12 protein-coding genes are annotated in these 12,879 nt (G+C 71.4%); 6 read left to right on the top strand and 6 right to left on the bottom strand.

The window, feature by feature from the left end:
* The first annotated feature begins 147 nt into the window (after window positions 1-147).
* Window positions 148-1,740, top strand: coding sequence for an efflux RND transporter periplasmic adaptor subunit (locus NE235_RS12600; RefSeq protein WP_252802140.1), 1,593 nt, complete (start codon window positions 148-150; stop codon window positions 1,738-1,740).
* A 191-nt stretch (window positions 1,741-1,931) separates the two neighbouring features.
* On the opposite strand, the gene NE235_RS12595 is transcribed toward NE235_RS12600, so the two are convergent.
* From NE235_RS12595 to NE235_RS12585, 3 genes are all read right to left on the bottom strand, one after another.
* Complete coding sequence (locus tag NE235_RS12595) at window positions 1,932-3,548, bottom strand: trypsin-like peptidase domain-containing protein (RefSeq protein WP_252802139.1); 1,617 nt, start codon at window positions 3,546-3,548, stop codon at window positions 1,932-1,934.
* A 104-nt stretch (window positions 3,549-3,652) separates the two neighbouring features.
* On the bottom strand, window positions 3,653-5,128 hold the full coding sequence (locus NE235_RS12590; protein WP_252802137.1) for a sensor histidine kinase: 1,476 nt from the start codon (window positions 5,126-5,128) through the stop codon (window positions 3,653-3,655).
* Complete coding sequence (locus NE235_RS12585) at window positions 5,128-5,823, bottom strand: response regulator transcription factor (protein WP_252777673.1); 696 nt, start codon at window positions 5,821-5,823, stop codon at window positions 5,128-5,130. Before NE235_RS12585 ends, NE235_RS12590 begins: the two co-directional genes overlap by 1 nt.
* A 186-nt stretch (window positions 5,824-6,009) precedes the next feature.
* On the opposite strand from NE235_RS12585, the gene NE235_RS12580 reads away from it, so the two are divergent.
* A complete protein-coding gene (locus tag NE235_RS12580) occupies window positions 6,010-6,807 on the top strand; it encodes a phosphatase PAP2 family protein (protein WP_252802135.1) in 798 nt (265 codons plus the stop codon).
* Window positions 6,808-6,950: 143 nt separating this feature from the next.
* Here NE235_RS12580 and NE235_RS12575 read toward each other — a convergent pair whose 3' ends face one another.
* Together NE235_RS12575 and mca are read right to left on the bottom strand one after the other, a co-directional pair.
* Window positions 6,951-7,169 (bottom strand): hypothetical protein, encoded by a 219-nt coding sequence (locus tag NE235_RS12575; RefSeq protein ID WP_252802133.1) that lies wholly within the window; start codon window positions 7,167-7,169, stop codon window positions 6,951-6,953.
* The gene (gene mca / locus NE235_RS12570; protein WP_252802420.1) at window positions 7,166-8,023 is read right to left on the bottom strand and encodes a mycothiol conjugate amidase Mca; all 858 of its coding nucleotides are present in this window, start codon (window positions 8,021-8,023) and stop codon (window positions 7,166-7,168) included. The genes NE235_RS12575 and mca overlap by 4 nt, the downstream gene beginning before the upstream one ends.
* A 251-nt stretch (window positions 8,024-8,274) precedes the next feature.
* Here mca and NE235_RS12565 point away from each other — a divergent pair, with 251 nt between their 5' ends.
* A complete protein-coding gene (locus NE235_RS12565) occupies window positions 8,275-8,649 on the top strand; it encodes a DUF4307 domain-containing protein (RefSeq protein ID WP_252802131.1) in 375 nt (124 codons plus the stop codon).
* Between the two features lie 132 nt (window positions 8,650-8,781).
* On the top strand, window positions 8,782-9,282 hold the full coding sequence (gene greA / locus NE235_RS12560; RefSeq protein ID WP_252802129.1) for a transcription elongation factor GreA: 501 nt from the start codon (window positions 8,782-8,784) through the stop codon (window positions 9,280-9,282).
* 148 nt (window positions 9,283-9,430) lie between these two features.
* Here greA and NE235_RS12555 read toward each other — a convergent pair whose 3' ends face one another.
* Window positions 9,431-9,898, bottom strand: coding sequence for an Lrp/AsnC family transcriptional regulator (locus NE235_RS12555; protein WP_252802127.1), 468 nt, complete (start codon window positions 9,896-9,898; stop codon window positions 9,431-9,433).
* 160 nt (window positions 9,899-10,058) lie between these two features.
* Between NE235_RS12555 and hppD the strand changes: the two genes are divergently transcribed.
* On the top strand, window positions 10,059-11,204 hold the full coding sequence (gene hppD / locus NE235_RS12550) for a 4-hydroxyphenylpyruvate dioxygenase (RefSeq protein WP_252802124.1): 1,146 nt from the start codon (window positions 10,059-10,061) through the stop codon (window positions 11,202-11,204).
* A 160-nt stretch (window positions 11,205-11,364) separates the two neighbouring features.
* Entirely contained in the window at window positions 11,365-12,789 is a 1,425-nt protein-coding gene (locus NE235_RS12545; protein WP_252802122.1) for a M1 family metallopeptidase, read from the top strand.
* The last annotated feature ends 90 nt before the right edge of the window (window positions 12,790-12,879 follow it).

Here is a 12,879-nt window from a genome sequence, read left to right as displayed (position 1 = left end):
TTCCTGAGAGCTTCCTGTGGACTCCGGCGATACCGGAGCCGGTTCCGAGGCCACGACCAGTGGGCGGCCGTCACGGGGAGGCGGTCTTCAGGGAACTCTGAGGATGGGTTCGGGTCGCCGTGACCTTCATCCGCCAGGATGCCCCGCGTGAACCGCCCGACCATGCGCCATCTCCGGAGACCACCGTGGCTGACAGCCGGCGCGGTGGTCATGCTCACGTCCGGGGTGGTGCCCCTCGGCGACTCACCGGCCGGCGGCGCGACCTACGCCGTGGTGCGGCGCGGGACCGTGACGGCGACCGCCGGTGCCGCGGGCACCGTGCGCAGTGCCGACACCCGAGAACTCGCCTTCGGCACCTCCGGAAAGGTGCGGGAGGTCGAGGTCACCCCGGGCACCCGGGTGCGCGCCGGCCAGGTCCTCGCCCGCCTCGACGACACGGCGGCCCGGGAACAGGTCGCCGTCGCGAAGGCGGTACTCGCGGCGGCTCGGCAGACCTACGCGGACGCGCTGCGAGGCGTCTGCACGAACTCCAGCGGAACCGGCTCCAGCGGCGGCTCCGGCGGTACGGGCGGCGGCTCGGGCGGTACGGGTAGCAGCGGCGGCTCCGGCGGTACGGGTAGCGGTGGTACGGGCGGCGGCGCGGCGGGCGGGAACGCCGGCGCGAGCGGAGCGACCGGGACCGCGTCCGGAACGATGGTGCGGACGGCCGGCTTCCGGCGCCCCCGACCGCCGCGGGCCCCGAACCCGGCACCCACCGCCACCTCGCCCACGCCGACACCGACCCCCAAGCCGACCCGCAAGCCCAGGCCGAGGCCGACGCACAAGCCCACGCCGACTCCGACGCCGACCTCACCGCGGCCAACCCCCACCGCTCCCCCGCCCACGCACTCCCCGGGGCCGACCGGCCACCCGACACCGACCGGGCATCCAAAGCCCACCGGGCATCCGAAACCGAGCGGCCACCCGAGACCGAGCGGCAAGCCCGGGGCGGGCGGCGGCCGGCCCGGCGGGGCCCGTCCAGGCGCGGGCGCCGGCGGAGCGAGCCGTGGCGGCGCGGGCGGTGGCGGTGGCTGCCGGCCGAACGCCGCCCAGCAGGCCTCCGCGAAGGTGACCCAGGCGGAGGTCGGCGTCCGGCAGGCCGAGCGCGCGCTGTCCGCCACCACCCTTGAGGCGCCGATGACCGGCACCGTCCTGTCCGTCGCGGGTACGGCCGGGGACCAGGTCGGCGCGGGTAAGGGCGGGTTCCTCACGCTCGGCGACCTGGACGACCTCCAGGTACGGGCCCTGTTCTCACTCGGTGACGTCGACCGGCTGAAGATCGGCCAGCGGGCGACGATCGGGCTCGGGATGTCACCGAACGGGCAGTACACGGGCACGGTCACCGGGATCGACCCGGCGGCCACCACCAGCGGCAACCTCGCGCGGGTCGGCGTGAACATCTCCCTCGACGACCCGCCGGCCGGTGTGCTGGCCGGCATGAGCGCGACCGTCGACGTCGTGACCGCGCAGGCCCAGAGCGCGCTGTACGGTCCCGCCGCCGCGGTGCGGGCCGCCCCCGGCGGCAGGGCCACGGTCCTCGTACGCCACGATGGGCGGAGCATCACCAGGGTGGTGCGGCTCGGAGTGCGGAGCGATCGGTACGTGGCGATCACGGGTGGTCTGTCCTCCGGTGACCAGGTGGTACTCCCGGCGGGCAACGGCCCGGACGGTTTCCCGGAGACCGCCTTCCCCGGCACCTGAGGACCCGCCCCATCTGCGCCGAGGGTTCTCGTCGCGCCGACCACGAAGATCCTCGGCACTACGCCCAGCGGCCCGCCCCCCGACCCCGCCGGGCGCCGAGACGCCGGCGGCCCGGGGAAGCGGTCCCTGGGTTCGGGGCGCTTCGCCGGGCCGTCCGGGGGTTTCCCCCGCCGAATCCTGCTCGCTCGGGGTCAGTTTCCCGAGTTGGCGGTGAGCGTCACGCTCACCGTGTGCTTGCCGCCTCCCCGGATGAAGGTCAGCGAGATCTTGTCGCCGGGCTGGTGGGTGCGGATCGCCGCGGACAGGCTCTGGGAGTCCTCGATGGCCTTGCCGTCGACCTCGGTGACGATGTCGCCCTCCTGCAGGCCGGCCGACGCCGCCGGGGTGGATTTCTGCACGCCCGCGATGAGGGCGCCCTGCTGGTCGCCGGCCACGTCGGAGAGCGAGACGCCGAGGTAGGCGTGCGAGGCCTTGCCGGACTTGATGAGCTGGTCGGCGACCTGCCTCGCGGTGTCGATCGGGATCGCGAACCCGACCCCGATGTTGCCGTCGCTGCCGCCGGACGTGGCGATCGCGGTGTTGATGCCGATGACCTGGCCGGACGCGTTCACCAGCGGGCCGCCGGAGTTACCCGGGTTGATCGCCGCGTCCGTCTGGATCGCGTCCCCGATCGTCGCTCCCGAGCTGCTCTGCTGCTGCCTGCCCTGCTGGCCCCAGCCGGGGAGGCCGGGCTGCTGTTGCCGCTGGTCACCGCCCTCGTTGAGGGTGCGGTGCAGGGCGCTGACGATGCCGGAGGTCACGGAGCCCTCCAGGCCGAGCGGGCTGCCGATCGCGACGACCGGGTCGCCGACCTGGAGCTGGTCGCTGTTGCCGAGCGTCGCCGGCTTGAGCCCGGACACTCCAGACGCCTTGATCACCGCCAGGTCCGTGGAGGGGTCGGTGCCGAGCACGGTGGCGGAGGCCTTCTTGCCGTCGCTGAAGTTCACCGAGATCTGGCCGCCCTGCGTGGCGTCGGCCACGACGTGGTTGTTGGTCAGGATGACGCCGTCGGAGCGCAGGACGACGCCGGAGCCCTCGCCCTGACCGGTCGGGGTCGTCACCGTGATCGACACGACGCTGGGCTGCACCGCCTGGGCGATGGCCGCGATCCCGGTGGCGGTCCGGTTGGACGCCCCCCGTACGGCGGTCGGGCTGGCGTACACGGTCCGGCCGTGGTCGACCAGCGCCGCGACGGCGCCTCCGGCGAGCCCTCCGGCGAGGACCAGGGCCAGTGCGATGCCGCCGGCGGCCGCCTTGCGCCGTGCGGTCAGCCGGCCGACCTGGCCCTGCTGGGTCTGGGGCGGGTAGGCGTACGCCCCCGGGTGCGCGCCGTACGGCTGCCCGTACGCCCCGGGGCCGTGGGGCGGCTGCGGGCCGCCGGGCGCGCCCGGGCCGTGGGGCGGCTGCGGGCCCGGTGCGCCGTACGCCGCGGCGCCGATGGCGTTCGGCTGCTCGCCCTGCGGCGCGTACGCCGCCGCCTCCGGCCGCGCGCCGTACGGCTGCTCTCCGCCGCCGCCCTGCGCCTGCGGGCCGTGGGCCCTCGGCTCGTCCGGTGTCTCGCTCGCCGCCGGCGCGGCGGCGGGTCCGGCCTGTTCCGCGCCCTGCCACTGCTCGGACGGCGGCCAGGAGCGTACGTCCTGGGGCTCTGCTGCTTCGGATGTGGACGAGGAACCCGTCCGTGACTCCACGGACGGTGTCGTCCCGGCCTGCGGTTCTTCGGGGCGCTCGTCCGCGGGCCGGTCGTGGGTCTCCATTGCTTCGTCCCCCAAAGTCGGTACTTTGTCTGACAGTCCGAGGATGTCCACCGTGCCTTGAACGGCGCTGAGCCCAAGCTGAAAGTTCGCGCAATAAGGCCGGGGTAAAAGCCGAACGCCTACGCGGAGACGGTCTCGGCCGGGTCCGCGTCGATCGCGTCCGGGTCGAGCGGGAGGGTGATGAGGAAGGTGGCGCCCTTGCCCGGTGCCGTCTCGACCTCGACCGTGCCGCCGTGCGCGTGGACGAGGCCGGCGACGATCGCCAGGCCGAGGCCGGTGCCGCCGCGGCTGCGGGCGGGATCCGCGCGGTAGAACCGTTCGAACACCCGCTCCGCCTGCTCCCGTGGCATGCCCTGTCCCTGGTCGGCGACCTCGAGTACGGCCGCCGGAGCGTCGCCCAGCCGCCCGGAGTGCACCGTCACCTCGACCGGCGTGCCGGCCTGGGTGTGCTGCAGCGCGTTGGTCAGCAGGTTGCGGATGACCTGCCGGAGCCGCAGTTCGTCGCCGGTCACGATGAACGCCGAGCCGCTGCGCACGGACAGCGTGATCTTCCGGTCGGCGTCGAGGACGCGGGCGTCGTGCACGGCCTCGGCGGCCAGGGCGAGGAGGTCGACGGGGCGCATGGCGAGGGGGCGTTGCTGGTCGAGCCGGGCCAGGAGCAGCAGGTCGTCGACGAGCGCGCCCATCCGTACGGCCTCGTCCTCGACCCGGGCGATGAGCCGGTCGAGTTCGGCGCGGTCGACGTCGTCGCGCTGCCGGTAGTACTCGGCGAACCCGCGGATCACGCTCAGCGGCGTGCGCAGTTCGTGGCTGGCGTCGGCGACGAAGCGCCGCATGCGCTCCTCGGACTCGCGGGCGGTCGCCTCCGACCGGGCCTGCGCGTGAAAGGCCGTCTCGATCTGGGCGAGCATGCCGTTGAGGGCGTCGCCGAGGCGGCCGACCTCGGTGCGCGGGTCGGCGTCGGGAACGCGGCGCGACAGGTCGCCGGTCGCGATGGCGGCCGCCGTGTGCTCGATGTCCTCCAGGGACCGGAGGCTGGCGCGCACGATGGCGATGCCGAGCCCGGCGATGAGGACGACGACGACGCTGCCGACGATCAGTTCTACGCCCACGAATCGGCGCACCGTGCGCCCGACCTCGGTCAGGTCGGCGGCCGCGACCACGTAACCGGTGCCGACGGGCTCGACGTACACCCGCCAGCGGACGTCCCCCGAGACCGCCCTGAGGGTGATCGGCCGCTGGGCGTGCTCGTCGAGCCAGTCCGGGTTCTCGGGGATGGCGGGATCCGGCTGGACGGTTCCCCAGGGGGACACGGTCGTGCTCTTGAGCACCTTGCCGTCGGCGTCGCGGATCTGGACGAGGGTTCCGGCGCCCTGCCCGGGCAGGGGCTTGGCCGGCTGGGCGAGGGACCGCTCCGCCCGGTGCAGCAGGTCCTGCAGTTGCAGGTCGGTGCGGTCCAGCAGATAGTCGCGCATGACGGAGACGCTCGCGACCCCGGTCACGACGAGGGCGAGGAGGACGAGCGTGACGACCGCGGCGATGAGCTTGATTCGCAGCGGGGTCCGGGCGGACAGGCGCCGCGCCCAGGCGGTCATCAGCGCTCCGGTGGGAGGCGCAGCACGTAACCGACCCCGCGCAGCGTGTGGATCAGACGGGGGCCGAGCTTGTCGAGCTTGCGGCGCAGGACCGAGACGTAGGACTCGACGATGCCGGTGTCGCCGCGGAAGTCGTAGTCCCAGACGTGGTCGAGGATCTGCGCCTTGGACAGCACCCGGTTGGCGTTGGTCATGAAGTAGCGCAGCAGCTTGAACTCGGTCGGCGACAGCTGGATCGGCTTACCGGACCGCCAGACCTCATGGCTCTCCTCGTCGAGCTCCAGGTCGGCGAAACCGAGCCGGGGCGGGGGCTCGGCGGGACCGCCCTGGGCACGGCGCAGCACGGCGCGGATCCGCGCGATGACCTCCTCGAGGCTGAACGGCTTGGTGACGTAGTCGTCCCCGCCGAGCGTCAGTCCGCGGATCTTGTCCTGGGTGGCGTCCCGCGCGGTGAGGAACAGCACCGGGATGTGCGCTCCCCCGCCGCGCAGCCGGCGGATGACGTCGAAGCCGTCCATGTCGGGCAGCATGACGTCCAGCACGATCAGGTCGGGCCGACGTTGCAGGGCGACCTGGACGGCCTCGGTGCCACCGGTCGCCGTCGCCACCTCGAAACCCGCGTAGCGCAGGCTGCCGGACAGCAGTTCGAGGATGTTGGGCTCGTCTTCGACCACGAGAAGTCGGGCTTCGCTCACCCCTCCATAGTGACCTGCGGAGTTGAGTGCTACCTGAACGTGCCCTGAGAGCCTGCTCGGGAGAGGCCACGCGGGGCCTGGGCATCGGGAATGAACCAGGTAGATGCACGTTACACATAACACCGGTGCAGGAGGGTACGGACATGCCTCGGACAGAGGCACGACGGCGGAGGGGGTCCCGCGTTGGTGACCAAAGTTCCCCAGGCGTACACGGCGCCGCCCCCGGTGGTAACCAGGGCGTCCGCGGAATCCCGTGCCCGCTGGTGGCCGGAGGTGCTCCTCCTTCTCGTCGTGTACCTGATGTACGACGGCGTGCGCATGCTGGTGGCCGCGGGTCACGGGCAGGCGTTCGCGGACGCGCATCACCTCGTCGGTCTCGAGCGGACCCTGCACCTCGCCCACGAGCGGGAGGTCAACCACGCCGTCTCCGCCGTGCCGGTCCTCGGCGTCACGATGTCGTACGCCTACGCGGCGCTGCACTACGCCGTCACGCCGATCGTGCTGGTGTGGCTGTGGAAGAGGCGTCCCGCGCAGTACGCGCGGGCCCGTACGACGCTGGTCGCCGCGACCCTGCTCGGGCTGGTGGGGTTCACGCTGTTCCCGACCGCCCCGCCGCGGATGCTGCCGGGCTTCGTCGACACGCTCGCGAAGTATCACGAGTGGGGCTGGTGGTCCGGGGACGCCAGTGCGCCGAAGGGGCTGGGCGGTCTGACGAACGAGTTCGCCGCGATGCCGTCTCTGCACGTGGGCTGGGCGGCGTGGTGCGGGTGGCAGGTCGCGCGCAACACCACCCGACGGCTGCTGCGGTTCCTCGCCGTGGCCTACCCGGTCTTCATCTTCGCCGTCGTCATCGGGACGGGCAACCACTACGTCCTCGACGCGGTCGCCGGGCTGACCGTGATCGCCGTCGGAGCCGGGCTGGCCGGTGCGACCGACCGGCTCCGCGACCGGTCCACGGTCCCCCGCGTACCGGCCTCGGCCTGACACACCGGAGCGCACGGCCGCACGCTCACTCGCGTCAGGCCGTGCGCCGTCCGGGTCGGCCGTACGCCGTCCCTGTCGGCGGTACACCGACTCGCGTCGGCCGTGCACCGATCCGCGTCAGACCTCGGGGCGCCGGTGCGGCGTCAGGCCTTGGGCTCTTTCGTGTCCGGCCGGGCCTGGGCCTTCTGCCGGCGCTCCCAGTCGGCCTGCCGGAGCTCGTCCTCGCTGGGCGCCTCGATGCGGCGGATGTGCCGGTTCATCGAACGGATCAGGAAGAAGAGCGTCACGCCGAGCGCGGCGACGATGAAGAAGGCCACGACCCCTGGGGTGACCTGGTCTTCGTTGACCGCGAGATACATCATGACAGGCACACCTTCTCCCGGATGCCGGCGAACAGGTCGTCCTCCGGCAGCTCCGTGTCGACCAGGGAACGAGCCAAATGGTAGTCCTCGGTCGGCCACGCCTTCTTCTTGAGCTCCGTCGGGCAGGCGAAGAACGGCCCGTTGGGGTCGATCTGGGTGGCGTGCGCGAGGAGCGCCTGGTCGCGTACGTCGAAGTGGTCGGCGCACGGAACGCGCGTGGTGATCTCCCACTGGAGCGGGCGGTCCTGCCAGCGCTTGAGCATCTCGGTGTAGGGCGACTCGAGGCCCGCCTCGACCATCGCCGCGTGCTCCGCCTGGAACCGCTCCTGGTGGAAGGTCATGTGGTAGTAGAGCTTGAGGGGCTGCCACGGCTCCCCGGTGCCGGGATAGCGGTCGGGGTCGCCCGCCGCCTCGAAGGCCTCGACCGAGACCTTGTGGCACATGATGTGGTCGGGGTGGGGATAGCCGCCGTTGTCGTCGTAGGTCAGCATCACGTGCGGCCGGAACTCCCGGACCGCCCGCACCAGCGGCTCACTCGCGACCTCGATCGGCTGCAGGCCGAAGCATCCCTCCGGGAGCGGCGGCAGCGGGTCGCCCTCGGGCAGGCCGGAGTCGACGAAGCCCAGCCACTGCTGCTCCACGCCGAGGATCTCCCGGGCCTTGGCCATCTCCTCCATGCGCACCGCCGCGAGGTCGGCCTTGATCTCGGGCCGGTCCATCGCGGGGTTGAGGATGTCGCCGCGCTCACCGCCCGTGCAGGTGACGACCAGGACCTGGACTCCCTCGGCGGAGTAGCGCGCCATCGTGGCGGCGCCCTTGCTGGACTCGTCGTCCGGGTGAGCGTGGACGGCCATCAGGCGCAACGGCTCGGTTCCGGTCGGTCTCTCGGACAACGTAGGCTCCCCGTCAGCGTAAGGTCGTAGTCGTCGCGCGGGCGACCCCGGTGATCGGAGGCGCCCCGTCAGGTGGATTCTTCCGGAGAACACCGGCCCCCCGCACGAAGATTCCCGGTGGGGGCCACCGTAATGAGCCCCACCGACACTCGAGGGAGGGATGCGGTGTTCGACCTCGGCACGATCCCGGGTGCGGCCACGCCGCGACGCCGATGAGCACGGCGACCGCACCGAGCGCCGACCGCAAGGGCAACAAGGTGGCCTACGCGGTCATCGGCGTGCTGGTGGCGATCTGCGCCGTGGGCTGGGCGATCATCGTCGGGTTCTCGGAGGGCAGGCCGGGGATCACACCGGAGGTCATCTCCTTCCAGCTGGCCGATCATTCGGTGCGCGTGCACTATCAGATCAGCAAGCCGAAGGGCGATGACGTGCGCTGCGCCCTCGTGGCGTACGACACCGACCACTCCGAACTCGGCCGGGCCGAGGTGACGGTTCCCCCGGGCACCGGCAGTGTGGAACGGCACCAGGAGTTGCCGACGTCATCACGGGCCACATCCGTGACGGTCAACGACTGCCGCGTAGGTTAAAAAGGACTCCCCACTGGGGAACAAACATGAACGTCATAACGGCATAAAGCTCTCGTCGCTCGGCTACTGCACGTTCAAGTGCCGGTAGCCTAGAGAGTTCAACGGCCGCACTTCGTGTGATGAGGAGTACCCGTGACCGAGACCCGCAATGAGAACGTCACCTGGCTGACCCAGGAGGCGTACGACCGGCTCAAGGCCGAGCTGGACTACCTCACGGGCGAGGGCCGGATCGCGATCGCACAGAAGATCGAGGCCGCCCGTGAAGAAGGGGACCTGCGGGAGAACGGCGGATACCACGCGGCCAAGGAGGAGCAGGGCAAGCAGGAGGGCCGCGTCCTCCAGCTCCAGCAGATCCTGCAGAACGCCCGGGTGGGTGAGGCGCCGCGTACCGAGGGCGTGGTCGGTCCCGGAATGACCGTCACCGTGCAGTTCGTCGGCGACGACGAGGAGGTCACGTTCCTGCTGGCCTCCCGTGAGGAGAGCGGCGCCCCGATCGACGTCTACTCCCCCAAGTCCCCGCTCGGCGCCGCGATCAACGGCAAGAAGGTCGGCGAGAAGGCCAAGTACAACCTGCCGAACGGCCGGAGCATGGAGGTCGAGATCCTCGACGCCACGCCGTACGTCGGCTCCTGAGCCACCCGGCTTCCGAGCCACCCGGTCTCTGAACCGGCCCGGTCTTCGAACCGGCCCCGGTCTCTGAGCCACCCGAGCGCCGCCGGCGCCCGGACATCCACGTCATCGCCCGTACGCCCCTGGCGTGCGGGCGATGACGCGTGTGCGCTCACGGCCGCGCCGCGGCTCGTACGAGCGGCAGCGTCCGCTGCGGCACGGGGGTCGCCAGCGCGATGACGGTCGAGGTCCGCTGAACGCCCTCGACGTCGACGATCAGGTCGATGACGCGTTGCAGGTCCTGGTTGCCCCGGCCGACGATGCGGCAGAGCATGTCGCCGCCGCCGGTGATGGTGTGCACCTCGATGACCTCGGGGATGGCCGCCAGCCGGGCGGCGACGGGGTCGTGCCCGCCCGCCTGCCGGATCTCCAACGTGACGAACGCCGTCACCTGGTAACCCAGCTTGGCCGGGTCGACCTCCGGCCCGAACCCGCGGATGACGCCGCGCTCCTGCAGCCGGTCCAGCCTCGCCTGCACGGTGCCGCGGGCCACGCCGAGCCGGCGTGAGCACTCCAGGACGCCGATGCGCGGCTCGGCGTCGAGCAGCCCGATCAGCCGGGCGTCGAGGTCGTCGATCATCTCGTCTCCCCGTATCTCCTGGGCAGGGTGTCCAGATCTGCCCAGTGCCTCCGACCAGCACTGTACAAGTTGCCCAGTGATTCCGGCAGGTCTTGCGCAACCTGTACCCGGCGATCGACATTGTGGGAGAACCTCGCCCACCGCCGTGCAGGGAGTGACCATGACCCAGGCCACCGAGCAGCAGCACCGCGCGCCGTACCCGCGCCGCGATGATCCGTTCCCCGTCAAGGGCATGGACGCCGTCGTCTTCGCCGTGGGCAACGCCCGCCAGGCGGCGCACTACTACTCGACCGCGTTCGGGATGCGCTGCGTCGCCTACAAGGGGCCGGAGACCGGCAGCCGCGACGAGGCCGCGTACGTCCTGGAGTCCGGTGGCGCCCGCTTCGTGCTCAAGGGCGCCGTCCGCGCCGGCACCGACCTCGGCCGTCACGTCGCCGAACACGGGGACGGCGCGATCGACCTGGCCATCGAGGTGCCCGACGCGGAGGCGGCCTACCAGCACGCGATCGCCCAGGGCGCGCGGAGCGTCGAGGCCCCTCACGTCCTGGAGGACGAGCACGGCAAGGTCGTCGTCGCTGCCATCGCGGCCTACGGCGAGACCCGGCACTCGCTCGTGGAACGCTCGAACTACTCCGGCCCGTACCTGCCCGGTTACGTCGCCGCCGACCCGATCGTGGCGCCGCCCCAGAAGCGCTTCTTCCAGGCGATCGACCACTGCGTCGGCAACGTCGAGCTCGGCCGGATGGACGAGTGGGTGAAGTTCTACCAGCGCGTCATGGGCTTCACGAACATGAAGGAGTTCGTCGGCGACGACATCGCCACGGAGTACTCCGCGCTGATGTCCAAGGTCGTCGCCGACGGCACCAGAAAGGTGAAGTTCCCGCTCAACGAGCCGGCGATCGCCAAGAAGAAGTCCCAGATCGATGAGTACCTGGAGTTCTACGGCGGCCCGGGCATGCAGCACATCGCACTGGCCACGAACGACATCCTGTACACCGTGGACGCGATGCGCGCGGCGGGCGTGGAGTTCCTCGACACTCCGGACTCCTACTACGAGGACCCGGCGCTGCGCGAGCGCATCGGCGACGTCCGGGTGCCGATCGAGGAGCTGCAGGAACGGCGGATCCTGGTCGACCGCGACGAGGACGGCTACCTGCTGCAGATCTTCACCAAGCCGGTGCAGGACCGGCCGACGGTGTTCTTCGAACTGATCGAACGGCACGGCTCGCTGGGCTTCGGCAAGGGCAACTTCAAGGCCCTTTTCGAAGCGATCGAACGCGAGCAGGAACGTCGCGGAAATCTCTAGTCGGCGATCACTCGCGCCGCGCGCCGGAGATTTGCGGTAAGAAGCGGGCAAAGCTTTTTTGGGTGAATCGCGGTGACCGGTCCGGTTCCGCCCCGTGGTGGGCCGGATCGGGCAGAACGGCGAGTTCGCTTTATCCGCGTTTTGCGGCGAGGCTGGGGCGGTGAGCCTTCCCTCTCCCCGCCTCCCCCTGAGCGCGCTGCTCGTCGGCGTGCTCACCGCCTGCTCGTCCAACGGGGGCTCCGCCCGCTCACCGACGGCCGCCTCGGTGGCACCGGCCGTCGGCGCCGTGAGTGCCGGAGACGCGTACGTCCCCGGTGACGGCAACGGCGGCTACGACGTGCAGCACTACTCACTGGACCTGCGGATCACGCCGAAGGCGACACCGGAACTGGCCGGCACCGCGACCGTGACCGCGGTCGCGACGGGACCGCTGACCCGCTTCGACCTGGACCTCACCGGGCTGAACGTGTCCGAGGTCACGGTCGACGGCCGGACGGCCTCCTACACCCGCAGGGACAGCGAGCTCACCGTCACTCCCGCCGCGCCGATCGCCCGCGGCGGAAGGTTCGCCGTACGCGTCCGGTACTCCGGGATTCCCCGGCAGATCGACGATCCGGTGCTGGGCCGGTACGGCTGGCTGTCCACCTCGGACGGCGTCTTCACCGGCGACGAGCCGAGCGGGGCGCACACGTGGTTCCCCTCGAACGACCACCCGGAGGACAAGGCGAGCTTCGACTTCCGGCTCACCGTGCCGCACGGCCTCACCGCGATCGCCAACGGGATCCAGACCGGGACGGCCACCACCGGGAACTCCACGACCTACCGCTGGCGCGAGGACGCCCCGATGGCGACCTACCTCGCGATGGTGGACGTGGGGCGCTTCAAGGTCCGCACCGGCCGTACGCCCGGCGGCGTCCCGGTGTACGCCGCGGTCGACCCGACCGTCACGACCACCACGGCGGACAAGCTGTACGACACGACCGCACGCGTCGTCGACACGTGGGCGAAACTCTTCGGCCCGTACCCGTTCGCGTCGGCCGGCGGGGTCGTCGACAACCTCCAGGTGGGGTTCGCGCTGGAGACCCAGACCAAGCCGGAGTACGGCCCCGCGATGGGCGCCGACCCGACGACGATCGCGCACGAGCTGTCGCACCAGTGGTTCGGGGACAGCGTCACCGTGACCCACTGGAGCGACATCTGGCTCAACGAGGGCTTCGCCACGTACGCCGAGTGGCTGTGGGGCGAGCGGAGCGGCACCGGCCCGTCGGTGCAGGCGCAGTTCGACCAGAGGTACCGCCAGACCGGCAGCCCGGACCTGTGGACGGTCCCCCCGGCCGCGCCGGGCCGGGCGCAGCTGTTCGGCCGCTCCGTGTACGAACGCGGCGGCATGACGCTGCACGCGCTGCGGCAGAAGGTCGGTGACGCGAAGTTCTTCGCGATCCTGCGGGCCTGGACGAGCGAGCACCGCCACGGCAACGCCACCACCGGTCAGTTCATCGCGCTCGCCGAACGGGTCTCCGGCAAGGATCTCGGCAGGTTCTTCCAGGTCTGGCTGTACGGAAAGAAGCGCCCGACCTCGTGGTGACCGCCGGTCGTACCTTGTGATCGGCGATCACAGAGAGCATGCTGAGTCCCGCGTGACGCCTCGGGCGTGGCGCCACCGAAGACAACTGGA

It is taken from the genome of Actinoallomurus spadix, assembly GCF_024055725.1.
GTDB lineage: Bacteria > Actinomycetota > Actinomycetes > Streptosporangiales > Streptosporangiaceae > Actinoallomurus > Actinoallomurus spadix.
The sequence above is the reverse complement of the archived record's forward strand: the minus strand, read 5'-3'. Positions and strand labels throughout refer to the sequence as shown.

Bases quoted from the DNA above. Each gene is read 5' to 3' on its own strand.
- NE235_RS12590 (WP_252802137.1), bottom strand. From the start codon at position 5,128: ATGACCGCCTGGGCGCGGCGCCTGTCCGCCCGGACCCCGCTGCGAATC.
- NE235_RS12575 (WP_252802133.1), bottom strand. From the start codon at position 7,169: ATGATGTATCTCGCGGTCAACGAAGACCAGGTCACCCCAGGGGTCGTG.
- mca (WP_252802420.1), bottom strand. From the start codon at position 8,023: ATGGCCGTCCACGCTCACCCGGACGACGAGTCCAGCAAGGGCGCCGCC.
- NE235_RS12565 (WP_252802131.1), top strand. From the start codon at position 8,275: ATGAGCACGGCGACCGCACCGAGCGCCGACCGCAAGGGCAACAAGGTG.
- NE235_RS12555 (WP_252802127.1), bottom strand. From the start codon at position 9,898: ATGATCGACGACCTCGACGCCCGGCTGATCGGGCTGCTCGACGCCGAG.
- hppD (WP_252802124.1), top strand. From the start codon at position 10,059: ATGACCCAGGCCACCGAGCAGCAGCACCGCGCGCCGTACCCGCGCCGC.